A 21,109-nucleotide genomic window follows, 5' to 3' on the forward strand; every position below is an offset into this window, starting at 1 on the left:
ACTAACCGTGGAGACACTAATGAAACTGATGAGCGCACTTGCAATGATTTCCCTCTCGACCGCTGTGTTCGCTGGGGAGCAGGTTTGCATGAAGCAAGTTGACCTGACACTGACCCATGGCTCATTCACCCAGCAGTTGCCTTCGCTGAAGGTGCAATGTGGTGGCGATGCCATGATCAGCGCCGAAGGCGTTACCGTAAGTTGGAAGCAGACTCAAGACCTGATTGTTAGTCAGGTCGAAACGGGCAATCCCGCTGAGATTTCATCGATGGACGGCACGCACCATAAAGCTATTGAGCAGGTTCAACGCCAGATCACCTTGGCAGGCCCGCTTGCGGATTCGTTCACTGTGCCGTTCGGCGACAAGTTGTTGAAGGTGAAAACCACTTGGATGACCGTGGCCGACAACAGCAAAACCTACGCAGCGAAGCCGTAACGGAAAATAGTCGCCTTACCCATGCCGGCACCACCGGCATCAGCAAGACGAATCACCCAGGAAGGAATTTGTATGACCAGCAGCAGAAGAAAGACTGTGGATATGGACGGTGACTCGGCACTTCTCCCGTACTCGTTGGCGCAGCAGTCTGCAGAAGACCGCCAACTGGATCAGGTGCTTCGCTGGCCCAAAGTGAAAGACGCGCTTTTTGCCTTTGAGAGCGCCGAAGCGAAGCGTGACAGTGTGAGTAGGAAGCTGGCGGGCGGTTCCACTGCCGTATCTGTCGCGGATCTAGCGCGGGTGGAAGGTTGCCTTGCAGACGCAAAGGCGACACTTACCCACCTAGCTGCAGAAAATCCGATCTTGGCACGACACCCTACCATTTCCCGACTTTCGGCAAACTCCTGACCGGCACGGAAAATTGTTATGAGCAATGTTGTTCAGCTACGGCCCTCTCTCGCTGAGTGTTACCGCTTCGCTGATATCGGAAAAGTCTCTGATGGACGCTATACCTAAAAGCATTCGCCGTGTGTGTCTCGGTTACGACGCAAGGCGTGATCCGAAAACTGATCGTTTTTGCGTGCGCTGTCAGCGGGACATTCGCCCTGACCAGCAGGCCCGGATCGTCCGCCTCGTGAGTGATGAGCCAATGGTTTTGCATCCTGACGATGCTGGGGACTACGGCGAAGATTGGCTTATAGGCAAAGATTGCGCCCAAGTTGTTGGTTGGGAATTTACCCGGCCTGAACATACAGAACTCGCCAGCAACAACAAAGAGGCTCAGTCGAGCCTTGCATAAGTAAGGGTGGAAAATGAAACAAGGCGAATATAACACCGTAGTTATGATGGAGTCGGGTAAAGGGATGTCTATTCCTCAAGAACAGATTGCCCCCCTGAGTAAAGCCGTTGTAATCGATGTTGGTCCAGCTCACGGTGGACTTGTTGATTCCGTGCGCGAAGGAAAGACAACCACATTTGAGGAGGTGCAGCTTCTGCAAGGTCGGGAAATTGAAGTAGAAGAATGCCCTGAGCTGATGTTAGCGCGGACCTCACGCCAGTAATCTCGGAAAATTTCACAGCCTACGACGTGGGATCTATTCTTTAGCGGTCTTAGTTTTCTGCCGGATGGCAGCTTGGCAATGCTATAAGTTCCCCGCCTTATCCCTTCCTAAAAGCAGCGTAGAAAGCGCTGCACGCTGAAGCTCTGTAGTTGGAGTTCGACTGCCGCATGGCAGCTTTGGAAAATATCACGACGGCTCATGCTATGGCCAGGTCGTTTCCTGCCGGTAGGCAGTGTTGAAGTTTCAAGCGCGTTGTGGCTGGCCAGGCACGGCGTTATACTCGGGGTTCTCTATGCCAACTGGCATGCGCGTCTCCTGACGCAATTACCCCGGGCACCCGCCCTCAGTTCCTCTAACTGGCGCTATCTGCCGGATCAGTTCTGAATCACACCAGCCACACATCACTCATTGCATGCGCTTCGCCATGCGGTGTTGTTTCGCGTCCGGCTATTTCAACCAAATCATCCTCGACTACCCTTGCGCGTTCGGCTATGGGGGGAGTGGATTTCAACAGGAATCAGACCATGGAAATCAAAGATGCAGTCGTTGTTGTTGGTGCAGTAGGCGATCACACCGACCTCGCGCTGAAGTTGTGCCAAGCAATTGGCTTCAAGGCCTTTCGTGTGTTCAAGAAGGGTGAGCCAGGCGTTGTCATCGCCAGTGTTGAAGACGACTGGGTTATGGAAGAGGGCTTCGATGACCTGTCCGAATCTATGTTCCGTTTGGGCCTGTATGCGCCGGCGGCACTGTACGAAAACGGGCTGATCGATTGCAACCATGATCGCAGCATGAAGGAAGTATTCCGTGCGCTGATTTCGTGGTTCGTTGAGCGCTGTCAGTTTCCGGAGAATTGCCCTGCAGGATGGGAAATCACCCGGAATGTTGAGGACGTTTTCCATCGGAACTTCATTCCTGAGGTGGTCAGTGCCAATTCTGGCTGGATTCTGAGTGCCGGCCGCATCATTGTCGATTTCGGCATGGAGCGGGTGGTGGTCAATCTGCCGGAAGAATATCAGCCGATCTTCGGCATGCTGCAAAACGTGCGCTGAGCGCAATTCATATACCCATAGGGGCCAGGCCCTTATGGGCCAGCACCGAATTCAAGGATGTTGATCATGAATACCAAAACCAATACCGCCGAAATTCACACCGAAGCCGAATGGCTTGTCGAAATCCGCCTGAAGGACTGGAAGGCAGACTTGCCCAGCGGCTCGCGGATTGTTACCTACGAAGAAGTGCTGGCCCGCGATGAATATGGCGCACGTCACACTGGTTTCGACCAGTTCGAGCGTCGTTGTCAGTATGAGCCGATCATGAAACGTAAAATGTCGCAGCTGGGCCTGACCAAGGCTGATTGCTGTGCGGCGGACGCTGTAGCACTGACCTAAGTAGTCAAACCATACCCAGGGGGTGATCAGCCCTCTGGGGCTGCTCCCTGTTCAAACGTAATAGGAGAGTAGAGCGATGTCTTACAATCAAGGACCGTGGGCGTGGAAGCACCTCACTAACAAAGAGGGCAAGCATGTGGCCACGCAGTTGGTCACACGCCATCCCGGCGTTCCTCACAATGATCCTGTGATCTTTGCCCTGCGCGAAGACTGGATGCAAACACCGACTGGTACCCGTGCGAAAGCCATGGATCTGATTCTGGCAGCACCGGAATTGCGTGATGCACTGATCCTTGCCCGCCAGGCCATGATCAAGGCCTTGCCTCATCTGGATGCTGACAAGGAAGCCATTCATGTTGGCGAGTCGCTTGCCGAGGTCAATGAAACGCTTGGCAAGTTGTTTGGCTGGAAAGATGGCCAGCCGGCCATCCCCAAGCAGTAACGTCTGACATGGCCACCATCCTGGTGGCCATCACCTACCATACCCAGGGGGGAACGCCCCTTTGGGGCGCTCCCCTGCCTATCTGAAGGAGTGAATTTATGGCTGCAACCCGTGTTGAAGAACAGTTCCTGATTACCGATCCGGATGGTGTGATTGAGCCTCAGATCATCACCGGGCGGGACTCGCTGCGTATGGCGCTTGATGCTGGTTTCAAGGACTCCAGTAGCGATGACGTGCTGTTCGATGAAGTGGCCAATCGCGATACTCGCCGTGCCAATGGCGGCTACGGGCTTGGGCTCTAACTTTCAACAGATGAACTGGAGAAATTAAATGTTGAAAGACAGCAAGGCTGAACGTTGGGCGAATCGTCCTGTGCGTTTCAAAGTACGACGTTTTCTCAATGTAGTGCAGGCATTTACTGGTGGGATGATTTCTTTTCGCCAATTCATGTTTGCCCTCAATGACCCGGTGAATGTGACTGCTGTTGTGATCCGCCCTGCAAGGGGAGGAGGCATGCTGCTGGTGTGTCCTGAAGCACAAGAAATTGCATTCGGGACGGGGGCGTGAGGCAATGACATCGCCACCCGATCTGCCGAAGTCAGTGCAAAACCATGTCCGTTACCATCTGTCCCGGCTCCGTGAGCATGAGCGTGCCCTAAATGGGGTCGTTGCTGCCCGTGGCAAGGGACACATTCTTGCCCTTGAACTTCGTGATCGTATTGAAGACATCGAGATCAATAAAAGCAGCCTTGCAGAGTTCCGTGAGCTGGCAAGCGAGAATGGTGTGGATGGTGACCATGTGATCAATGAACTTGCCGGTGAACCCAGTTTCGAGCAGTTTGGGCACCCCGCATAACCCTTGCCCGAGAGGGCAGGATTGAAACAAGAAACCCGGCGAAAGCCGGGTTTTTTATTGGTGCTAGGCCATTTCAGCGATGAGCGATTCAGATTCCTTGAAGCGTGCGCCTGTTGGCTTTGGCTTCGCTGTGTATGGATTGAACACCCGCCGGACGGTCGTGTAGATCGCGTTCTTCTTCTCGATGCGTTTGTCACCGAACCAGATGTGCCGGTTTAGCAGCCCCTCGCGACGAACAAGACGGCCCAGGCCTTGGCGAAGCATGCGGATGGTCTCGTATGTTTCTGCAATTGGGATCGACTTCGCACGGCGATCATGGGTCAGTGTCTTGTTGCACCGGAACGGGATGCGCGGGATGAACAGGTCTGTCAGGAGCGTGTCATCAACGGCTTCAACTTGATGGTCGCTGAGGTCAATGCCTGTCCATGCTGTACCGACACCCAGCCAGATGGGTTTCTTGCCAGCAGCGTGCAGTTCCCGAAAGAGGGAGGCACATTGCGCGGCAGAACGCTGCTCACCCTGCGTGATGACACATTCTTGAAGATCGGCCAGGCGTGCGCTCATTGCAGCAGCTGCAGCGTGACTGGTTAGCAAGACGAGAGTGCCGCCGGTGGCGCGGTTGTAGATGGTGCGGGCCTGAGACGAGATGATGTCGTACCAGTTGTCCGTGTTGGCCGGCTCTGCTGGAGTATCAAGAATATGAAATTCGGGCGTACTGGTGATCCATTTTGCGATGACAGGCTGGCGGAACACGACTCGGTTTTTGGGGATGTTCAGCACCCAGCGTGAGTAGTTGCCTTGGAAGCTGCCGTCTGTGTCGGTGACATACAGAGTGGCAGACACCAGTACTGCGGCGCTGCAACGCTCCCAGAGCGCATTAAGCGGCTTTTCCAGGTTGGCACGGCCAACAGTGAACAGAGGTCGCTCTTGCACCGGTGAAAGGCCGATTTGGACAGTTGCTTTGTTGGACAGGGCATTGTCAAACATCGCTTTAGCGAAGCGGAGGGCCTTACGGGCTTCCCGGGCATCCAGCGAGGTCCTACTGGTAATTGCAGGCAACTCAGCCAGCGAATTGCGCAGCTCAGAAACGTAGTATTCCAGCTCGTGGAAGTCCCGCATCAGGCCGGACTTCCCTGTCTGGTAGATCTCCTTTTGCCGCCATATTTTCTGCTCGACCATATCCAGGGCGGCTTTTGCAGTCCGTGTCTTTCCTGCCGGAAGGCCAGCAGAATCGATCCGCCGGCCAAGGGCATGTAGGTGGATGGTCTGGCAGTTCGCAGCAGCAAACGATGCTTCCAGCAGATGGGCTTCATCCACCAGCAGGGTGCCAATTTTTTTAGGTAAAAATCCGCTTGAGCCCAGGTCGGTGAAGCGGCAGTCAGTTGCCAGTGCCATGTGGGTGCAGACGATGATGTCACCCTTGCCGAAGTCCCTGTCCCGTAGGGCGCGATAGATTAGTTCTGCCGGATTCTCTGTATCTGCGCCATCGTTGAGGCGCAGCATTTCCAGCGGAATTTCATCCCCACCAAGCGATACCAAGTCGTCAGCCAGCCAGCGTAGCGAGCCGTCGATGGCATTGTTGAGGGCTTTGGTTTCCTCAGTCACGGTTGGGCCATGGGAAGCAAACCACTCGACAAGTGCTGGGTTCTCATTGTCTGCCAGCCATTCTTCAAGTGCGACCGGGTCGATGAAGTTTCCTCTACCCAGAATTATCTGGGGGGAGCAAGTGGGGTCAACGACACGAAGCTCATTCGCCAGCTGGCGCATGATCGGAAGTGGAGCCGAAATGACCACAGGTCCGGAGGCTTTCGACTTGATGGCCATGGCAGCAATCATGCGGCCTTTGCCGGTGCCGGTAGATGCTTCGGCAAGGATGATTTTCCCATCCTCAATGGCTTTTATTGAGTCATCAAGGAGGTTGTGGAGAATCGGACGGATGTGGGTTTTTATCCCTTGCGATTGATCTTCATTCGCGGCGATTACATCTGTAAATGTGTTGCCATTTGAGTGGGTTATGGCTGACGCAATCAATTCTGCAGCCAAAATCGCAGGTGCGGCATTATGCCGTTGTGATTCTGCTTTAAGAAGCACTTCCAGAGAATCTGGCATGCTGACGGTGAAGCGTTTTAGCAAAGCATCAGGAACCGGTTTCCGGTCGTATTTTTCGTGCAGCGCGGTCCTGATTAGACGGCATACGAATTCTGAACGAGATTCATCGCCATGCTCAAGATGTTCCGGTAGTGCACCAAGTTTTATGATCTTCATTCCGGCTTCCATGATTTTCCGATTCGCTTGCAATCTTACAGAACAATCCTAAACTCCGTCCACTTCTTAACCGGGTTAGCAAGTATGCAAGTGAATCCCCATTGGCTGTGTATTAGCTTCAATCTGCAAGATTCTTTCTTCGGTGATGTTGCACGGCGGAAGACTGCAGATTTACTTGATTTAACAGGCGGCAATAAAGAGTTGTCTCAACGCCTTTTCCATTATGAAAATGGAATTGCCAAAGATGGTTTTAGCCCGCTGAAATTCCAATCGCGTAAAAATGGCTTTGCTATTCTCGGTTATGGAGAAGAAATGCATGTCGTCATGCGTGAAATGGCTGGCCACATTGCCATTGCGTGGAGCGCTTCCCTACGGCAACCGGTCACGCAAAGCTATGCCAGCGGCCTTTGCAGCATTGAAGCTCGACCGTTCTCCCTGCGTTACGTGATTCCCAGGTTGGTCATCCAGAAAAAGCCGCGCCATCTTGAGGCTTTCAAGAAAGACCCCCAAGCGCATGCATCTGCACTCATTAAGCGAAGCATCCGCGAACAATGTAACTTTCTGAAGATTGATTGCCCTGACCTGAATGTAAAAGTACTTTCGTGGGAAGGTGATGTCGCCGCGAAGTTGGGTCATGGCACTGCCGCATTGCTGACGCTTAAGCATGTCACGATTGAAATCAATGCAATGCTCTCTGGATGGTGGTCACTGGGTTATTTGACCGGCAAGGGATATGGCATGCTGAATGCCGACTACGCTGCTGCAATGCGCATGGAGTCCCGCTATGTGGCCGAGTGATATTTTCGCCCAGGCCATGAAAGGCCTGCCGACCCCTGATCTGTATTGGGAGAAAGAGGACGGCTGTAATTGCGGCCATTGCGGCAAGCCAATTAAAAAGGGCGATCCATATTCGCCAATCCAGTCTTCTGAGTTTTTCTCGGATACCCGTGATCTGGCTGTGCGCAATGGTATTTGTTGCCATGCATGCTTCTGGCTTCGGAAAAAGACTTCCATGAACGGGTTGATCTTCACGGTTATTACCCCGGAAGGTATTTTCCCCATTTCCAAGGACATCAACAAAGCTTGGCTCTTCCTTGACCCGCCGGAACCCCCATTCGTTGCTGTTCACACCTCATCCAAAATGCAGCATCTGGTTTGGCGTACGCCGGTAACGCTCTCAAAAGAGTTGATTTACATGCGGCGCGGGAGTGATCTATTCACCATCCGCCCGGCCAAGTTGCGCCAGGTAATGGCCATTGCTGAAAAAGTACGTCTTGCACGTATCGAGGCAGGTGAGAAGAAAGCCCCGTACACCATCTTTGCCGTAACCGACCGTGATCTGCGCGACTCTGGCCATGGCCGGCTTTCCCCGATCGCACTGAAGTACATGACAACGGAAGACTTCAAGGTTTGCACCAAGCTGACACCCGGCGAAGTGTGGGCCTTGACCTTCCTGCTTACCAAAACGCAACCGGCTCCAACCCGGCCCGAACCCAAAACACTGGTACTTTAAAAGGATACGTTGTGAAGATCGAAATCATTTTTACCAACACTACTCAGTACCACTCCAGCCAACCGGGTGAAGCTCGCGTTACCCTCAATGGTGAGTTCACCTCGGGTCCGACTGGCTTCCCCTGCATCCGTACCCGCTCTCTGCCTATCATGGCGCAAACCGGTGACGAAGAAGGAACCGTACGTCCGCGCTACTTGCCGATCATGCCTGCCAACAGCCTGCGCCATAATCTGCGCGAAGGCATGATTGAGCCGATCTTCGACGCCTTCCGGGGCAATGTCACTCTGTCCGATAGCGCTTATGCCGCCGCATTGTCTGGCAACGCATCGGGCAACCCGGACGGCATCCAGGCCTCCTTCGAGGAAGTACGTACTATCGGCAAGCATCCGTTCCTCGGCGTTTTCGGCGGTGGTCCCCGCATGATCGCCGGTCGCTTGCAAGTGCATGACGCCATGCCGATCACCCCGGATACTCTGCGACTGCTGGGCGACTACGAAGACAAGGTTGTTTCCGGTCGCCTGACTCAGGTCGTGTTCAAGCGCCGAGTTGATCCGGTGCTGGATGCCGACGCAGAGGATGCTGAACTGATCACGAATGCAGAGCAGGCCATTACTGAGTGGAGCAATAAATTCGCCAGCGGCAAGGAAGGCGAAGACTCCGCACGCGGCCTGCGCTCCTTCCCGGCGCATGAGGTGGTGATTCCCGGCCTGAACTGGCTGTGGCGCGTCGGCCTGCGTAAGCCGACCAAGGCCCAGGCGGGTCTGTTGCTGCTCGCCATCAAGCGAATGCACAAGTCCATGCTTGGCGGCATGAATTCCCAGGGCTATGGCCTGATTTCCATCAGTTCCGTGATTGTCGATGGTGAAGAGGTCTGGGCCGGTAACGGCTTTGACGAGTCTTCCGATGTCATCAACTCCTACTTTGCCGCTTGGGCTGAGGCATCGGACGAAATCACTGCCAACGATTTCGAGGCATTTGCCATGAGCAAGAAAGCCTCGAAGAAAGAAGCTGAGGACGCTTGATGCAACCGTTCCGCATTACCGTCCACTTCGGGAGCAAGGTGATGATGCCTGAACATCCCATCCATCTGGACGCGGTTCTGTCGGCCCTCAAAGTCGAGCGTGAGGAGGAGGGTGGCCATGCTGATCCGTGGAGCACTCAGCATGATCTGCCCCTTGATCGCTATGTCACCAAGTCCGGTGAGTGGGTATTTAAGGCCAGCATTTTCCGGGGCGACCCGCTGATAGAGCCATTCCTTGTATTCCAGCGAAGCGGCTTCAGTCTTGAGCGGGTGACCGAGGACATCGACGCCGGACTGGTGAAGCGTAATGCGGCAATCAACCCTGCTGGCGGCACGTTCCGTAACACGGTGAACTCGCTTCACTCGACCCTGATGGATTCGGCCGTAGCAGAAGGTGTTGGCGACATCGATGCTATCCGGGAGCTGATCAGCGACCTTGAGTATCTGGGTGGCCGGCGTTCGTTGGGCTTCGGCTATGTGAAGTCCATCCAGGTTGAGCCAATCGAATCGGCAGACTGGTCGGTACGTGCCATGCCTGTTGATACCGATATTCCGCTGTCCGGGAGCATGGCAATGGCCATGGGCAATCTGCGAGCGCCGTACTGGAAGAAGACAACTTCCAAGCCAGTTCTGATGCCAATGGATCTCTGACGGTAGCACTCCATCTGGAGTGCTATAGGAAGTTCGGAATCCCCCGCGCAGGCGAGGAATTCCGTGTGATGACGTGATGGAGACTAGCGCAAAGGTTTGTTCCTGCAGCGCACTTGGGGGAGAGCGCAGCGCAACGTTTTCACTCTGGTGGGGGTGAGCGGTGGCTATGGCTTGAGTTGAGTCACATGCAGTTCGCATTCCACGCATTTGCGTGGGTGACCGGTCGGTAAATTCCGTATCCAGGAAAACCAAATCGTATTCCCCGTCAGTTGGCGGGGGTGAGCACTACATCACAATACAAGCATTCCCCGCATCGCGGGGGTTAAAGCAGCGGCTCGGAAATAGAGCATGTCCCGGGGAAGGACCGGACAACTGGTCGATGCATCACTATCCCGATGGCTGGTCAAGCATCGTTCCTGATTCACGATGTCCTCAACCGGGGCATTGATCGGTGTCTTGATGCGCAGGCCCTCGGCCAGGAAGTTACTTTTGATAGCCAGCAACTGCGTGTCTATCCTCTCGATGAATGCCTCAAAGCGCTGCTTGAGCAGAAGCATGGCATGGGTCCAGCGATGCCTCGGTATCTTCTCTTACGGCAGTTGTAGCGCCAAGATTGGCCAGAGCTGCCTCGGCCGAGAAGCGTGCCGCACCGGCAATCCCTCTGATCGATTCAATGTGCTCTTCCATACCCTCAAGGCTGTTCGTCGGCGTGCGTTCCACAATGTCTCGTACAGCATTCAGCAGCATCTTGATGATGTCGTCTTTGTTCAGATTGGCCATGTATATACGCCCGAATGGCGCTCCTGTACGGCAAAACAGCACACCATACATGCTTTGATTTGTTCCGCAATAAAACCGCGAAATGATGCCGCCATTCCGGTCAATTTGTGGCTTTCACAAATATTTATGCCGGTGATTTCGCCGAAAAATTGAAACCAGTCCATAGATTTCAAATAATCGCCTTCATTCACGAAGGCAGGCTCATTTGCTGCCTTTCAATCAGGGGATGGTGATGCAGAACCGCAAGTATTCACTCTTTGAGGTGGTGTGCATGGTGTTGATCGCCATTACAGCCACAATAGGAATTGTTATTGAAGCCTTGGATTCTAAGGCCACTTCCGAAGAGTCACACCTCGTTTCGGATTACATCATTACGAACGAGCTTTCTCCACAATTTCAGGAACGATTCGACCAGATCAATAACGATTGGCCACCATCAAGAAACAAGATGGCAAACCTTCTACTGGATGCCGAAATCGCCGTTCTAAGGAAGCACTATGACCACTGATAATGAACAGCGCGGAAGCGTAAATGAAGCTGCTCATTCAACTGGCAATGGGAGCGTGTTCGAACCACTGGATCAAGTGGTCTCCGTATACGGAGAGAAGATGACGGTGCGTGATGTTGTGCGCTGGTACAAGTTTTTCCGCTCGGTTTGCATTCGGTTAGCTATTGCCTTTCTGCTGGTTTCCGGGGTCTTCGCTGCAAGTTCGTGGTGGTATGTGACCCACGATTTCACGCGGATCGTATACGTTCACGACCAGAAAGTAGGGCATTAATGGCCGCATATAACGTGGACTCATCCCCTGCGGTCTCTCAACATTTTGTGCAGGCGATTATCGATGCAAATCCACCAGAATCGTCTGAGACACATTGGGTGATTTTGGGATGTCTCGTGGTGACAACCTTCTGTGCTGCTCTTGAAGAAAATGGACTTCAAGTATCCAGTCATGAATTGGCCAGGTTGATTGAAACACAGGGGAAGGGGCTAGAGTCGCTTCCATTATCTGAAAAGGTCAAAGAAGACTTGAAGCAAATCCAGGCCTACCACCCTCATTTTTACCAATCCACTTTGGCCTGCACGCTGACAACGATCGCCAATATGAAAGGGTAGTCGGCCCGCCTCATTCTTGCATCCAGGTCCGTTTGTGATTCACTTGCCGTCATTCAGGAGTCGTAATGTTTCAAGTAGTTCTTGCTGTTGGAGTTCTGTTGATCATCGCCTCTCCCGTAATTGCTGCAGTGTGCATCCGAATAGATATCTGGAGGAAAAGTCGTGACTGAATTCTTTCGTGGCATTGCTGGTGTCCATCGCCACCGGCAACGTCGCGATTATCTGTGCCGGCAGAACCGGCTTCAAGGGGCGCTGAAGCGCTCCATGCCAGTCCTGCAGTTTGTTGAACATGTAGAGCGCGTCATTGTGAAGACCTATGCCAAGCACCCGGCATTGGCCCAGCGTCTCCGCGTTATTTATGGTGTGCGTTAGCTAGAAGGGATGTGCATGAAGCGAGCTGTTATTGCATTGATTTGTGGTCTGACCATTTCTGCGAATGCACATGCCGGGTTTGGAACCGGCCTGCTGCTGGGATACCTCTTCGGTGCCTCAACGCAACCCGAGAAGACCGTGGAGCACATCCGAGACCAGATTTCGCCTGAGGACGAGCTGTATCGCGAGTTCACCCGTAACAAGGAAGCCGCGCAGGTAACGACTGGCGATGACCGGGAAGCCCTTCTGCGCAGAAACCGCGACATCGCGGGTCAGTTGGTCCAGAAAGCCCGGGAAAATTATGTCGCCAGGTTCGATCTGAAGCTGAATGAGATCAAGCGAACTGTGGTCGAGACCGATACGGCGCAAACCCACCTGAACGATGACATGGGCCACCGAGTAGGCACAGCCCTTGACTCACTTACCTTCCAACAGCGCGAAACACCTGAAGCAGTACGTGCTCAGCGAAGCCAGGTGGTCTACGGACTCAGCTTGGCCGGCACAAGTCCCTTGCCCATATCCACCTTCGACATCCTTGTTGATGGCAAAAAGCTGCCGGTGACCAATGGAGTGCCCCAGTACACAGCGGTAGAGCAGTTTGGCCACAACCAGGTCGAATTCCAATTTGTGGACAAGAAAGACCCTTCCGTCAAATTCACCATCAAGCATGAGTGGGATGTTCAGAGCGCACTCTCGATGGCAAGCGAAGTCCGGGAGCAGGATCGACAGACTCAGCAGGAAAATTCGCTGTCAACTTTATTCTATTTAGGGATGGGGTGCATATTGATAATTTTATTTATTTCCATGGTGAACATTGTCCGCAATGATAAATAAAGATCGGCGCTATCCGCAAGAATAAAGAAAAGCGCCACTGCTGTGCTTTGGTATTAAGCATGGCAGGGCGCATGAATTAGCCGGGATGATTTCTGGGGTGCAGTTAAGTTTACCAGTGCGCTTGTTTTGGCGTTGGCAATAATCGCTTTATTTTATAAGGCATTGCATTCGTTTTTCTGAACTTTGTTTTATGTAAGGTTAAGTTGGCAAGATCAAAATTACAGATTGAAATCTGCATTTTGAGACTTGTATTCCTTTTCCAATGCTGCTTTATGTTTGTTTATGATTTCATTGGACATCATGTTCTGCTCACTCACAATATTAGCAAGAGCCTTGGAGTGTTCGCGAGCGATGACTTTTAAGTCGTATGCCAGTAGTTGAGACTTAATATTTGCAAAGAAATTGCCAACTGTGGCGCTACTTGCATTTTCGCCGCTTTTCAACATGATCTGTCCGTCCTTAATTTCAAGGCCGTTGACCGATAGTGCTTTGTTGATGATGGCATCGATTTCGGCAAAGCTTATGCTCATTTGAATATATCCTCCGATTCGTTAAGAGCGCAAAATTCAAATACTTTTTTTTGGAGAAGGCTTGTTGGCAAGGTTGTTAAGATTTTGTTCAAGTATGGTTGTCGTTACATGGGACTTTTCTTCAATTTTAATTGATGTAAAAGCCACCAAGATTTTCTGAACTTCAATTTTGGCTTTTGGAATGGCAGCGTCGAAGTTTTCGATGCAATTGTTTTTTCTGGCATGTTCTCGAAACTCTTGGCATTTATCTATTAGCCAGTCTGTTCCGAGTTTGTTGTTTTTCATTTGCATTGCAGCGTTCTCTATTGCCATTGTGAAATCTTTAATACTTTTCATTTTTACCTCACAGTGATGCAGGTTAATGTGATTAAAATTAAAGTGGTCTTTCTATCTTTGAGTTAATCTGTATTGCATGATAGGTTTTGCATTTGTGGTTTTGCTTACTGCCACTAATTTATTTCAATTCGCCGAGAAAAAGGCATTATGTCTACTAAAGAAAATGCATCAAAAGAACCAACCCACCACTTGATGACGTGGATGATAATTGCGCCATTGGCCTTGTTTCTTATCATGACTACTCTATACATGTTGAGTTATGGTGATGGCGGGAAATCAAACCATAAGCCTATCAGCGAGCAACTTCGTATATCACTCAATCCATCTATTGTCGCACTTTCCCTGAAAGATGGGGAGTACATCGTCATATTCAATCAAGTCCTCTACGTTGAGGCAAACAAGGGCCCTATGGGGACGCAGTTTTTTGAAGAACCCTGTGGAGCAAACCTGCCAGAAGTGAAGCTTCAAGTTGTAAAGGGCAGACTTGCTGAAGTTGTGACTTCGGAAGCACTGCTTTCGAATGTTGATAAGGCCTCCGCGGTGGACTGCATCAACCGCTCTTTGCGGAAGATTACGCCCCAACTGTACGAAAGTCTTGATGACTCACGACGGGCGGATGAGCAACAACACCAGCAGACCGCGAAAGCCAAGAAGTCTTGGGGTCAATGAGCAATCGCAGTGGTGGCATCGGCAAGGTGCGTTACCCGGTAACGGAGGGGGAGTAAATGAGCAATACCAAGGTTTCAGAAGTGCGTCATGCCATTGATGCGCTATCCACCGCACTTTCGGTCGTTGAGCAGCAACTGGCTGGCAAGAATGACGAGCTGACCCGGCTGAGCAGGAAGCGCCGCGATTTTCTCAACGATACTGCTGAGACCTTGCTACCCAGCATTAGCACTTCAGTACTTGAACGCCTGCGCAATGACGTGCGGAGCTTCGTAGATGCACGCGTAGAGAAGTCATTCTCTACATGGCGGAAGGTATGGGGACTGTTCCCCAGGCCGGGTACGGCGGATGCGCTGAATGTGTTGCGCTCCCAGCTCATCGCGCACCTGTCTAAAAGCAAGTTCGGTCTGATAGGTGATCTGGATAGCCTGCTGGATTCATTGCGTCGTGAGCAGGCCGAGCTGGACGAAAAATCGCGCCAGATGCGTGAGCTGCTGCAGTCGTTGCACGATCTGGCCCGAAGCAAGGCACCGGTGCCGGAAGCGCTGGCATCGCATATTGAGCGGCTTGGCTCTTATGCTGGCCGGTCGAGCAAGTTCTACTCGACCAGCTATGCCCGGTATCGGACAGCAGGGGATGTGGCACTGCAAAGCAGCTTCAGCACCACCAGCGCCGCGTCATCGTCCAGCGACGACAGTGACATCTGGATTTATATGCTGACCGACATTCCAACCAGTTTCCGCACGCTAGTGGCCGATGCTGTTGTGGAGCATGGCAAGCACCGCCAGGCAGAGAGCTTTGTCGAGCTGCAGTCGCAGTACAGCAAGCCGAGCTATCAGGAAACTGATCTGCTCCCATCACGATATGGCTTGAGTGATCCGGTGGGATTTTCACAGCGTGAAGAGAGTGATGATCGCCCGGTATCATTCTTCGACCGGTCATCGACGGGAACAAGCCGAAGTCGCGATGATGATGATTCCAGCACCAGCCGGCTCTTTTCGCCCGCTTATGAGCCAGACACTGTCAGCAAGACAAGTGATTCGTTCGTGTGCCGTGCGTCAGAATCTTCACAGAGCGATCCGGGTGGATGGGCATCAGACGATAGTACTGATGACGGATCCTGCTCAGCGGGAGATGATTGAGCGATTGTGCGAATACGGCTGTGCATGCGCCCCTGTTCGATACGTGCGCTCGCAGTTAGAATTCAGATGTGTCTTCCACTGCAGGTAGGCAGCTTGTAGTAAATGCAAGTAGTAAACCTGTCTCTGCCGTCAGGTAGCTTTGTGATTGTTTGAGCTTGTCATACTGCTCTGCCGGAATGGCAGCTGTGTATCATCTGGCCCGCATGCTTGTGCGGGTTGAAGCGTTTTGTCGGGGCCGAATTCATTGCCGGGATGGCTGTTTATGGCCTCATGATTTCCCTGTCGATTTGCATTAATTTCCTCCTCACGTAGCCTTGTTTCATCAACACCAGAACAAGGCTACGACCGATGACCATCAAGATTGCAGTTCACGTCCTGACCCGCACCAAGTATTCCAGCCATGCGGGAGAGCAAGCTGCTTTTGAGCGCTGCATAGCATTCAACCAGCCCATCGCCGAACTACTGGCCACGCAACCGCCGGGAACGATGCTCAATGGTGATTGCGAAGTTTTCTGGCTGACACGCCAGCCAGGCAACACGGCATACGACCTCGTTCACAGCTTTTCGATCGACCCGGAGGAACGTTTCCAAGCTGGCATGCAACTGGACATGATCGAAGGTCTCAGCGACGAAGATATGAACGAGATAGCTGATCGCCTGCAACAGATGGTTCAGAAACCCACCTTTGTGGCCAGTGATTCGGTTCTGGTGCCCCTTTTGTTCGACAACCCTGTCAGCGAAAACCATGTTGATGACGTTGATACCTTTGAAGTCGTTGCACATGACGCATTCAAAGCTGATCCGATGACTGCTCCGGATCCTCGTACGCTTGAGTTGGGTGAGGGCTGGGAAAAGATCGGCAAGAACCACTGGCTTGCCAGCTTTGAACTGAACGGCCCGCGTGTACATCTTGAACTTGAAGCAAACCTTTGGCGTGTCTCTGTCCGCCACTATGGCGGATATGTGGCCAAGTTTGAAAATCTGGTCTTCGACAGCTTCAATTCGGCAAAGCCGGCCGCTATCCAGCGCCGTGAGGAAATCCGCTAGTTAGGCCAGGGGGCGTCAAGGCCCCCATCCAAGGGGGGTGCGGGAGATTGGATATTGTCCGAAGACAATAACAATTTGTATCAAATAACACATTCACCTTTGATATACGCTTGCATATAATGAACCGCTAGGTTCAATCGCCCGTTTGAGCAGAAAAACGGCTATTGAATGAATGCACTGCTTCTGCCTGAGAACTGCATCAGGCAAGAAGACAATTAGTAGGGGAAGAAAATGCGTATTCTGCTTGCCGCAGATGACCATCTGCCTGTCGTAGGAATCGGAACGTACTTTGAAGAAGAGGCATGCGACGTGACACAAGTCTCCAGCCTCAAAGCTGCGCTGGAGCATGTCATGGAAGGGACGTGTGATGTGGTCCTGCTGGGTTCTCATCTCAGCGGCTTGGCTAACTTTGATATCCTGAGTCAGGTTCGCCAGTACAGCGATGTGCCCGTACTCCTGCAAAACAGCAATCCAAAGGAAGAACTCAAGATTCGTGGTTTTGAGCTTGGCGCAGACGATGTGCTGGATACTGATTGCAGCCCGCGTGAAGTGATGGCAAGGGTGCGTGCGATTCTGCGACGTACCGGGCTGAAGAGTACGGCAGGAGATGATGCGGACAGACTGGTGGCGGGGTATTTGACCTTGTGGCCGGGTGAGCGCGTTGCCTACATCGGCGAAGACAAACTGGAACTGACCAGTACCGAGTACACCATCTTGGAACTGCTCGTAAAGAATACAGGCAAACCGGTTCCCAAGGCATCTATCAGTCGGGAAGCCCTTGGACGCAATCTCGCTAGGTTCGACCGTAGCGTGGATGTCCACATCAGCAGTATCCGTAACAAACTCAGCCTCGCCAGCCCAGGGCGCGAGTACATCAATACGGTAGTCCGGGTCGGCTACCAGTTCGTCAAGCAGCCATCCCTCATGTGATTAGTCGGCACCCTTAGGAGCCGCGTAAGTCCTGAATGTGCATCAGCCGCTGATTATCGGAACCCCGCCATGGCTTTGTGGTGGGGTTTTCCATTTCATACCGGCCATCAATCAGCACATCGACGAACTCCATGACTGGCAGGCCCTGCACCTCTTCATGGGTATACCCGGTCCACATCCAGATATCTTTTTCTGGATAGCGTTCCTTGAACAGCCTGCACAGGTCAGTGATTGCCTCGCGATTTGCCGGCAGCAATGGATCGCCACCTGACAGGCTGAGCCCATGATGATCTGCGCATGCTTCCAGCAGTTGGTCACGTACCTTCTCAGTGAAGGGTTGGCCAGACAGGCGGTTCCAGGTTGAACTGTTGTGACACCCAGGGCAGGCATGCGCGCAACCAGTGACAAAGAGGGTCACACGCAGTCCTTCGCCATTCACTACGTCGCAGGTGTAATAGCGGTCATAGTTCACAGCGTTACAGCGTTTCCGCCGGTTCTGCTGCGCGAGCAGTCACAGGTTGGGTCGGTGCGTTGTAGTGTTTCACCCGGCGCATCACTTCTTTCTGCTTGCCTGCATTGAACGGTCGGGCGTTCGGACTGCCCAGGTAGCCGCAGACACGGCGTGTGACCGATAGGCTGGCGCTGTCGTGATTCCCACAGTCAGGGCAAACAAATCCCTCATCCGTGGCCAGTGCCTCGCCCATGAAGCCGCAGGCTCCGCACGAATCAACTGGCGTATTGGTTCCGAAGTAGGGGACAGTACTGACCGCTTTATCCCAGATGGCTTCCAATGCCTTGAGGTTGTTCTTCATGTTCGGGAGTTCGACGTAGGTGATATGGCCACCGGTGGCCAACTCAGCAAAGCCCTTCTCGAAGCCGATCTTCTCGAACGGATTCACTTTCCGGGCCACATCCAGGTGGAAGGAGTTGGTGTAGTAGCCCTTGTCTGTAACGCCAGGCATTTCGCCATACAGCTTGGTATCAAGCCTGCAGAATCGGTGGCATAGGGATTCACTCGGCGTGGAATACAGGGAGAAACCCCAGCCAGATTCTTGACGCCACCGGCGTGCGGTCTGAGACATGACCTCGACCACCTTGTGCAGGAAGGTCTGGATCTCCTCGCTGTCAGCCGGGTGGGTGCCATCCGACATCAGCAGGCCCACCTCATGCAGGCCGATGTATCCCACCGACAAAGACGATCTGCCATTCTTGAACAGTGGCAGGATGTCTTCATCCGGCTTCAGCCGCACCCCGAACGCGCCTTCAGTGTAGAGAATCGGAGCGACATTGGCCTTCACTCCCTCCAGGCGTTCAATGCGGGTCATCAGCGCTTTGTGCGCCAGTTCCATTTTGCTGGCCAGCAGGGCGAAGAACTGGTCTTCATTCTGCTTTGCTTCAATAGCAATCCGGGGCAGGTTGATGCTGACCACGCCCAGGTTGTTGCGTCCGTCCAGTACTTCATTGCCTTGTTCGTCGCGCCATACTGGCAGGAAGCTACGGCACCCCATCGGGGAGACCGGCTGAGACGACCCGGTCAATTGCCGATTCAGCTTGGCGGAGATGATGTCCGGATACATGCGCTTCGATGCGCACTCTAGCGCCAACTGTTTGATGTCGTAGTTCGGGTCAGACGGTTTTAGGTTCAGGCCTTCCTCAATGAAGAAAACCAGCTTAGGGAATACCGGTGTGATGCCCTCCTTACCCATGCCCTTGATCCGTACCTGCAGGATGGCTTTCTGGATGGCACGTTCTGCCCAGTCCGTGCCCATGCCGAAACTGAATGTCACGAAAGGTTGCTGACCGTTGGAGCTGAACAGGGTGTTGATTTCGTACTCCATGGCCTGCACACCATCGTAGGCTTCTTTCGCACTGCGCTCCCGAGCATAGCGATCGGCATCGGGGATGCTGTATTCGGCTGCAAGGGCCAGGTTCTTTTCGTAGGTGCGGTGAACGTAGGGGGCCAGAACCTGATCGATGTTGGGGATGGTGGTGCCGCCGTATTGGTGGCTGGCCACTTGGGCGATGATCTGCGCAGTCACAGCGCAGGCCACGCCGATTGACTTCGGACTTTCGATGCCAGCATTTCCCAGATGGAAGCCCTGTTCAAGCATGCCCCGGAGGTCTACCAGGCAGCAATTCGTGAATGGCAAGAACGGGGCATAGTCCAGATCGTGGTAATGGATGTCGCCGCGTTCATGCGCTTGCAGAACATCCTTGGTCAGGAAGTTGCTGGCAAACTGCTTAGAAACGATACCGGCCATCAGGTCACGCATCACCGGGAAGACGTTGGCGTTCTTGTTGGCGTTCTCAGTGAGTACGTCAGCATCGGTTTTGTCTACCAGGCCCATCAGCTGCGCATGCAGGGTGGTGCCGCGCACGCGAATGATGTCGCGGTCGTGGCGGTACTGAATGTAGAGCCGTGCCACTTCCGGGTGGCTGGCCATCAGGGCATCTTCCACGTACTTCTGGATGGTCGGGATGTCCAGATCGCCTTCACCCACATTGCGACACTTGGCCTCGACCGATTGTGCTACGTCAAATGCAATCGCGTTGGGCTGCTCCGCACCGGCGGCAACTGCCGCCTTGAGGCAGGCCGTGGCCACTTTCATGATGTCGAATTGGGCTATGGTTCCATCGCGCTTGCATACGTTCAGCATTACATTCTCCATGGGGAACAATGGGACAGGCTGGGCGTGTGCGACAAGAAGGTGACACCCGCTCAACTCGTGATGGAGTTGAGGTTAGGCACTACATATAGTTACGTCAACGAATGTTGAGCTATAGATAGCGGTATTTTTGAATTCCTTGATCTAGGTCGTGACCGCACGCCCGCCGCCAGTTAGGACTTGTTAAGCCCCAACTCAGTTAGAATGGCAACTGCCGAATTGATGGACGCTTGGGGAGTTCAACAAGCGTCTACGGCCTATCCGACCTCAGAGGAATGTAATTTCTCTCTGCATGGATGCTAAGCGGCCATGCTTGTAGTACTCCATCAGCAACTTCCCCACCTTCATCGTGTAGGCCTCTTGCCCCTCATTTTCGAAGCATTGCAGGAAGACCATTACTAACCAGTTGATGGCCTCATCAGCCAGGGAGTCGTTTCTCTCAGCTGCGATAGACTTGAACGCTTGGTACACATGGTTGTAGATCGTCAGAATCTGTTCATCGGTCGTTATGCTGGTCGGGGCCATATGCAGTTCGGCACCCTTCTTCCGGATAGCACGCACCATCCTCGCATCCTCAACATAACGAGGAGGAGGGGCGCTCGGTGTCGGAGGCGTGATTCGATGCTCTACCCATTCACCAAGATCAAATGATCCATCCTTGATGCCGACCGTCACCCCATACTTCCTGCGGAAATGTGAGATGTTGATGGCGATGTCTTGTTCATCTGTGTAGACCTTGAATGGATCTTTCACTGGCATCCAGGCTTCCGTTCCGTAGGACATGCGCAACTGGTCAAATGCAGCACCAAGCAAGTTGAGCTGGACGATGCGCGGTGAGTTCTTGAAGACCATGTAGGCGGTCACATCATCCGCATATGCTGGGTTGAGATGTGCCATCGCCCCAAAGACAAATTGGCCTACCGTGATTCGTACTTGAGTAGACCAAGGCTGCTCAAGGATGAGTTCAGCCATGTGGGCGTTGTGAGCCATGGCGTGCCCTGCACCAGCGGTAAGAAGACCTTTCCACAATGACATAAACGACCTCACCTCGAATGTTAT

The 21,109-nt window shown here is 53.0% G+C and carries 32 protein-coding genes; 23 read left to right on the forward strand and 9 right to left on the reverse strand.

Annotated features, from left to right (window positions below; genetic code table 11):
- Window positions 1-19: 19 nt before the first annotated feature.
- The 10 genes from ACODR9_RS03675 (at window position 20) to ACODR9_RS03720 (ending at window position 4,183) form a co-directional block, all read left to right on the forward strand.
- Window positions 20-436 (forward strand): hypothetical protein, encoded by a 417-nt coding sequence (locus ACODR9_RS03675; protein ID WP_488807669.1) that lies wholly within the window; start codon window positions 20-22, stop codon window positions 434-436.
- A 72-nt stretch (window positions 437-508) separates the two neighbouring features.
- Window positions 509-844 (forward strand): hypothetical protein, encoded by a 336-nt coding sequence (locus ACODR9_RS03680; RefSeq protein ID WP_488807670.1) that lies wholly within the window; start codon window positions 509-511, stop codon window positions 842-844.
- A gap of 25 nt (window positions 845-869) precedes the next feature.
- Window positions 870-1,235 carry a hypothetical protein gene (locus ACODR9_RS03685; RefSeq protein ID WP_488807671.1) on the forward strand — a complete coding sequence of 122 codons (366 nt, stop codon included), beginning with the start codon at window positions 870-872 and terminating at the stop codon, window positions 1,233-1,235.
- Window positions 1,236-1,248: 13 nt separating this feature from the next.
- Window positions 1,249-1,497: a hypothetical protein gene (locus tag ACODR9_RS03690; RefSeq protein ID WP_488807672.1), complete on the forward strand. Its 249-nt coding sequence runs from the start codon at window positions 1,249-1,251 to the stop codon at window positions 1,495-1,497.
- Window positions 1,498-2,021: 524 nt separating this feature from the next.
- Window positions 2,022-2,546: a hypothetical protein gene (locus ACODR9_RS03695; RefSeq protein WP_488807673.1), complete on the forward strand. Its 525-nt coding sequence runs from the start codon at window positions 2,022-2,024 to the stop codon at window positions 2,544-2,546.
- 66 nt (window positions 2,547-2,612) lie between these two features.
- Window positions 2,613-2,885, forward strand: coding sequence for a hypothetical protein (locus tag ACODR9_RS03700; RefSeq protein WP_488807674.1), 273 nt, complete (start codon window positions 2,613-2,615; stop codon window positions 2,883-2,885).
- A gap of 76 nt (window positions 2,886-2,961) precedes the next feature.
- A complete protein-coding gene (locus ACODR9_RS03705) occupies window positions 2,962-3,327 on the forward strand; it encodes a hypothetical protein (protein WP_488807675.1) in 366 nt (121 codons plus the stop codon).
- Between the two features lie 98 nt (window positions 3,328-3,425).
- A complete protein-coding gene (locus ACODR9_RS03710) occupies window positions 3,426-3,629 on the forward strand; it encodes a hypothetical protein (protein ID WP_488807676.1) in 204 nt (67 codons plus the stop codon).
- Between the two features lie 28 nt (window positions 3,630-3,657).
- On the forward strand, window positions 3,658-3,894 hold the full coding sequence (locus ACODR9_RS03715; protein ID WP_488807677.1) for a hypothetical protein: 237 nt from the start codon (window positions 3,658-3,660) through the stop codon (window positions 3,892-3,894).
- A gap of 4 nt (window positions 3,895-3,898) precedes the next feature.
- Entirely contained in the window at window positions 3,899-4,183 is a 285-nt protein-coding gene (locus tag ACODR9_RS03720; RefSeq protein WP_488807678.1) for a hypothetical protein, read from the forward strand.
- Window positions 4,184-4,246: 63 nt separating this feature from the next.
- Here the strand turns inward: ACODR9_RS03720 and ACODR9_RS03725 are convergent, their stop codons facing one another.
- A complete protein-coding gene (locus ACODR9_RS03725) occupies window positions 4,247-6,448 on the reverse strand; it encodes a helicase C-terminal domain-containing protein (protein WP_488807679.1) in 2,202 nt (733 codons plus the stop codon).
- An 84-nt stretch (window positions 6,449-6,532) separates the two neighbouring features.
- On the opposite strand from ACODR9_RS03725, the gene ACODR9_RS03730 reads away from it, so the two are divergent.
- From ACODR9_RS03730 to ACODR9_RS03745, 4 genes are read left to right on the forward strand one after another with little or no spacing between them, the layout of a single operon-like run.
- A complete protein-coding gene (locus tag ACODR9_RS03730) occupies window positions 6,533-7,246 on the forward strand; it encodes a hypothetical protein (RefSeq protein WP_488807680.1) in 714 nt (237 codons plus the stop codon).
- Window positions 7,233-7,961, forward strand: a complete 729-nt coding sequence (csf1, locus tag ACODR9_RS03735; protein WP_488807681.1) for a type IV CRISPR-associated protein Csf1 — start codon at window positions 7,233-7,235, stop codon at window positions 7,959-7,961. Before ACODR9_RS03730 ends, csf1 begins: the two co-directional genes overlap by 14 nt.
- An 11-nt stretch (window positions 7,962-7,972) precedes the next feature.
- Complete coding sequence (csf2, locus tag ACODR9_RS03740) at window positions 7,973-8,983, forward strand: type IV CRISPR-associated protein Csf2 (protein WP_488807682.1); 1,011 nt, start codon at window positions 7,973-7,975, stop codon at window positions 8,981-8,983.
- A complete protein-coding gene (locus ACODR9_RS03745) occupies window positions 8,983-9,633 on the forward strand; it encodes a hypothetical protein (protein ID WP_488807683.1) in 651 nt (216 codons plus the stop codon). The genes csf2 and ACODR9_RS03745 overlap by 1 nt, the downstream gene beginning before the upstream one ends.
- A 290-nt stretch (window positions 9,634-9,923) precedes the next feature.
- On the opposite strand, the gene ACODR9_RS03750 is transcribed toward ACODR9_RS03745, so the two are convergent.
- From ACODR9_RS03750 to ACODR9_RS03760, 3 genes are read right to left on the reverse strand one after another with little or no spacing between them, the layout of a single operon-like run.
- Complete coding sequence (locus tag ACODR9_RS03750) at window positions 9,924-10,190, reverse strand: hypothetical protein (RefSeq protein WP_488807684.1); 267 nt, start codon at window positions 10,188-10,190, stop codon at window positions 9,924-9,926.
- Window positions 10,165-10,413, reverse strand: a complete 249-nt coding sequence (locus tag ACODR9_RS03755) for a hypothetical protein (RefSeq protein ID WP_488807685.1) — start codon at window positions 10,411-10,413, stop codon at window positions 10,165-10,167. Before ACODR9_RS03755 ends, ACODR9_RS03750 begins: the two co-directional genes overlap by 26 nt.
- Window positions 10,401-10,604, reverse strand: coding sequence for a hypothetical protein (locus ACODR9_RS03760; RefSeq protein ID WP_488807686.1), 204 nt, complete (start codon window positions 10,602-10,604; stop codon window positions 10,401-10,403). Before ACODR9_RS03760 ends, ACODR9_RS03755 begins: the two co-directional genes overlap by 13 nt.
- A gap of 41 nt (window positions 10,605-10,645) precedes the next feature.
- Here ACODR9_RS03760 and ACODR9_RS03765 point away from each other — a divergent pair, with 41 nt between their 5' ends.
- From ACODR9_RS03765 to ACODR9_RS03785, 5 genes are all read left to right on the forward strand, one after another.
- Entirely contained in the window at window positions 10,646-10,921 is a 276-nt protein-coding gene (locus tag ACODR9_RS03765; protein ID WP_488807687.1) for a hypothetical protein, read from the forward strand.
- Window positions 10,911-11,192, forward strand: coding sequence for a hypothetical protein (locus tag ACODR9_RS03770; protein WP_488807688.1), 282 nt, complete (start codon window positions 10,911-10,913; stop codon window positions 11,190-11,192). The genes ACODR9_RS03765 and ACODR9_RS03770 overlap by 11 nt, the downstream gene beginning before the upstream one ends.
- Window positions 11,192-11,527, forward strand: coding sequence for a hypothetical protein (locus ACODR9_RS03775; RefSeq protein WP_488807689.1), 336 nt, complete (start codon window positions 11,192-11,194; stop codon window positions 11,525-11,527). Before ACODR9_RS03770 ends, ACODR9_RS03775 begins: the two co-directional genes overlap by 1 nt.
- Window positions 11,528-11,689: 162 nt before the next feature.
- The gene (locus ACODR9_RS03780; protein ID WP_488807690.1) at window positions 11,690-11,899 is read left to right on the forward strand and encodes a hypothetical protein; all 210 of its coding nucleotides are present in this window, start codon (window positions 11,690-11,692) and stop codon (window positions 11,897-11,899) included.
- Between the two features lie 15 nt (window positions 11,900-11,914).
- Window positions 11,915-12,733 (forward strand): hypothetical protein, encoded by an 819-nt coding sequence (locus tag ACODR9_RS03785; RefSeq protein ID WP_488807691.1) that lies wholly within the window; start codon window positions 11,915-11,917, stop codon window positions 12,731-12,733.
- Between the two features lie 218 nt (window positions 12,734-12,951).
- On the opposite strand, the gene ACODR9_RS03790 is transcribed toward ACODR9_RS03785, so the two are convergent.
- A complete protein-coding gene (locus ACODR9_RS03790; protein ID WP_488807692.1) occupies window positions 12,952-13,263 on the reverse strand; it encodes a hypothetical protein in 312 nt (103 codons plus the stop codon).
- A 36-nt stretch (window positions 13,264-13,299) separates the two neighbouring features.
- The gene (locus tag ACODR9_RS03795; protein ID WP_488807693.1) at window positions 13,300-13,599 is read right to left on the reverse strand and encodes a hypothetical protein; all 300 of its coding nucleotides are present in this window, start codon (window positions 13,597-13,599) and stop codon (window positions 13,300-13,302) included.
- A gap of 147 nt (window positions 13,600-13,746) precedes the next feature.
- On the opposite strand from ACODR9_RS03795, the gene ACODR9_RS03800 reads away from it, so the two are divergent.
- The 4 genes from ACODR9_RS03800 (at window position 13,747) to ACODR9_RS03815 (ending at window position 17,384) form a co-directional block, all read left to right on the forward strand.
- On the forward strand, window positions 13,747-14,268 hold the full coding sequence (locus tag ACODR9_RS03800; protein WP_488807694.1) for a hypothetical protein: 522 nt from the start codon (window positions 13,747-13,749) through the stop codon (window positions 14,266-14,268).
- A 56-nt stretch (window positions 14,269-14,324) separates the two neighbouring features.
- Entirely contained in the window at window positions 14,325-15,407 is a 1,083-nt protein-coding gene (locus ACODR9_RS03805) for a hypothetical protein (RefSeq protein ID WP_488807695.1), read from the forward strand.
- A 348-nt stretch (window positions 15,408-15,755) separates the two neighbouring features.
- Window positions 15,756-16,454, forward strand: coding sequence for a hypothetical protein (locus ACODR9_RS03810; RefSeq protein WP_488807696.1), 699 nt, complete (start codon window positions 15,756-15,758; stop codon window positions 16,452-16,454).
- Window positions 16,455-16,685: 231 nt separating this feature from the next.
- Window positions 16,686-17,384, forward strand: a complete 699-nt coding sequence (locus ACODR9_RS03815; RefSeq protein ID WP_488807697.1) for a response regulator transcription factor — start codon at window positions 16,686-16,688, stop codon at window positions 17,382-17,384.
- A 13-nt stretch (window positions 17,385-17,397) separates the two neighbouring features.
- Here ACODR9_RS03815 and nrdG read toward each other — a convergent pair whose 3' ends face one another.
- The 3 genes from nrdG to ACODR9_RS03830 all read right to left on the reverse strand — a co-directional run bounded on the left by nrdG (window position 17,398) and on the right by ACODR9_RS03830 (window position 21,022).
- A complete protein-coding gene (gene nrdG, locus ACODR9_RS03820; RefSeq protein ID WP_488807698.1) occupies window positions 17,398-17,856 on the reverse strand; it encodes an anaerobic ribonucleoside-triphosphate reductase activating protein in 459 nt (152 codons plus the stop codon).
- 4 nt (window positions 17,857-17,860) lie between these two features.
- Window positions 17,861-20,041, reverse strand: coding sequence for an anaerobic ribonucleoside-triphosphate reductase (gene nrdD / locus ACODR9_RS03825; RefSeq protein WP_488807699.1), 2,181 nt, complete (start codon window positions 20,039-20,041; stop codon window positions 17,861-17,863).
- 276 nt (window positions 20,042-20,317) lie between these two features.
- On the reverse strand, window positions 20,318-21,022 hold the full coding sequence (locus ACODR9_RS03830) for a hypothetical protein (RefSeq protein ID WP_488807700.1): 705 nt from the start codon (window positions 21,020-21,022) through the stop codon (window positions 20,318-20,320).
- Window positions 21,023-21,109 lie beyond the last annotated feature (87 nt).

The organism is Aquitalea sp. FG25 (genome assembly GCF_057809375.1).

Bases quoted from the DNA above. Each gene is read 5' to 3' on its own strand.
- ACODR9_RS03720 (WP_488807678.1), top strand. From the start codon at position 3,899: ATGACATCGCCACCCGATCTGCCGAAGTCAGTGCAAAACCATGTCCGT.
- ACODR9_RS03785 (WP_488807691.1), top strand. From the start codon at position 11,915: ATGAAGCGAGCTGTTATTGCATTGATTTGTGGTCTGACCATTTCTGCG.
- ACODR9_RS03675 (WP_488807669.1), top strand. From the start codon at position 20: ATGAAACTGATGAGCGCACTTGCAATGATTTCCCTCTCGACCGCTGTG.
- ACODR9_RS03815 (WP_488807697.1), top strand. From the start codon at position 16,686: ATGCGTATTCTGCTTGCCGCAGATGACCATCTGCCTGTCGTAGGAATC.
- ACODR9_RS03715 (WP_488807677.1), top strand. From the start codon at position 3,658: ATGTTGAAAGACAGCAAGGCTGAACGTTGGGCGAATCGTCCTGTGCGT.
- ACODR9_RS03745 (WP_488807683.1), top strand. From the start codon at position 8,983: ATGCAACCGTTCCGCATTACCGTCCACTTCGGGAGCAAGGTGATGATG.
- ACODR9_RS03725 (WP_488807679.1), bottom strand. From the start codon at position 6,448: ATGAAGATCATAAAACTTGGTGCACTACCGGAACATCTTGAGCATGGC.
- ACODR9_RS03695 (WP_488807673.1), top strand. From the start codon at position 2,022: ATGGAAATCAAAGATGCAGTCGTTGTTGTTGGTGCAGTAGGCGATCAC.
- ACODR9_RS03685 (WP_488807671.1), top strand. From the start codon at position 870: ATGTTGTTCAGCTACGGCCCTCTCTCGCTGAGTGTTACCGCTTCGCTG.
- ACODR9_RS03805 (WP_488807695.1), top strand. From the start codon at position 14,325: ATGAGCAATACCAAGGTTTCAGAAGTGCGTCATGCCATTGATGCGCTA.
- ACODR9_RS03790 (WP_488807692.1), bottom strand. From the start codon at position 13,263: ATGAGCATAAGCTTTGCCGAAATCGATGCCATCATCAACAAAGCACTA.
- ACODR9_RS03680 (WP_488807670.1), top strand. From the start codon at position 509: ATGACCAGCAGCAGAAGAAAGACTGTGGATATGGACGGTGACTCGGCA.
- ACODR9_RS03830 (WP_488807700.1), bottom strand. From the start codon at position 21,022: ATGGCTGAACTCATCCTTGAGCAGCCTTGGTCTACTCAAGTACGAATC.
- ACODR9_RS03690 (WP_488807672.1), top strand. From the start codon at position 1,249: ATGAAACAAGGCGAATATAACACCGTAGTTATGATGGAGTCGGGTAAA.
- ACODR9_RS03810 (WP_488807696.1), top strand. From the start codon at position 15,756: ATGACCATCAAGATTGCAGTTCACGTCCTGACCCGCACCAAGTATTCC.
- ACODR9_RS03750 (WP_488807684.1), bottom strand. From the start codon at position 10,190: ATGCTTCTGCTCAAGCAGCGCTTTGAGGCATTCATCGAGAGGATAGAC.
- ACODR9_RS03710 (WP_488807676.1), top strand. From the start codon at position 3,426: ATGGCTGCAACCCGTGTTGAAGAACAGTTCCTGATTACCGATCCGGAT.
- ACODR9_RS03730 (WP_488807680.1), top strand. From the start codon at position 6,533: ATGCAAGTGAATCCCCATTGGCTGTGTATTAGCTTCAATCTGCAAGAT.
- ACODR9_RS03705 (WP_488807675.1), top strand. From the start codon at position 2,962: ATGTCTTACAATCAAGGACCGTGGGCGTGGAAGCACCTCACTAACAAA.
- ACODR9_RS03800 (WP_488807694.1), top strand. From the start codon at position 13,747: ATGTCTACTAAAGAAAATGCATCAAAAGAACCAACCCACCACTTGATG.
- ACODR9_RS03775 (WP_488807689.1), top strand. From the start codon at position 11,192: ATGGCCGCATATAACGTGGACTCATCCCCTGCGGTCTCTCAACATTTT.
- ACODR9_RS03795 (WP_488807693.1), bottom strand. From the start codon at position 13,599: ATGAAAAGTATTAAAGATTTCACAATGGCAATAGAGAACGCTGCAATG.
- nrdD (WP_488807699.1), bottom strand. From the start codon at position 20,041: ATGCTGAACGTATGCAAGCGCGATGGAACCATAGCCCAATTCGACATC.
- csf1 (WP_488807681.1), top strand. From the start codon at position 7,233: ATGTGGCCGAGTGATATTTTCGCCCAGGCCATGAAAGGCCTGCCGACC.
- ACODR9_RS03700 (WP_488807674.1), top strand. From the start codon at position 2,613: ATGAATACCAAAACCAATACCGCCGAAATTCACACCGAAGCCGAATGG.
- ACODR9_RS03755 (WP_488807685.1), bottom strand. From the start codon at position 10,413: ATGGCCAATCTGAACAAAGACGACATCATCAAGATGCTGCTGAATGCT.
- ACODR9_RS03770 (WP_488807688.1), top strand. From the start codon at position 10,911: ATGACCACTGATAATGAACAGCGCGGAAGCGTAAATGAAGCTGCTCAT.
- ACODR9_RS03765 (WP_488807687.1), top strand. From the start codon at position 10,646: ATGCAGAACCGCAAGTATTCACTCTTTGAGGTGGTGTGCATGGTGTTG.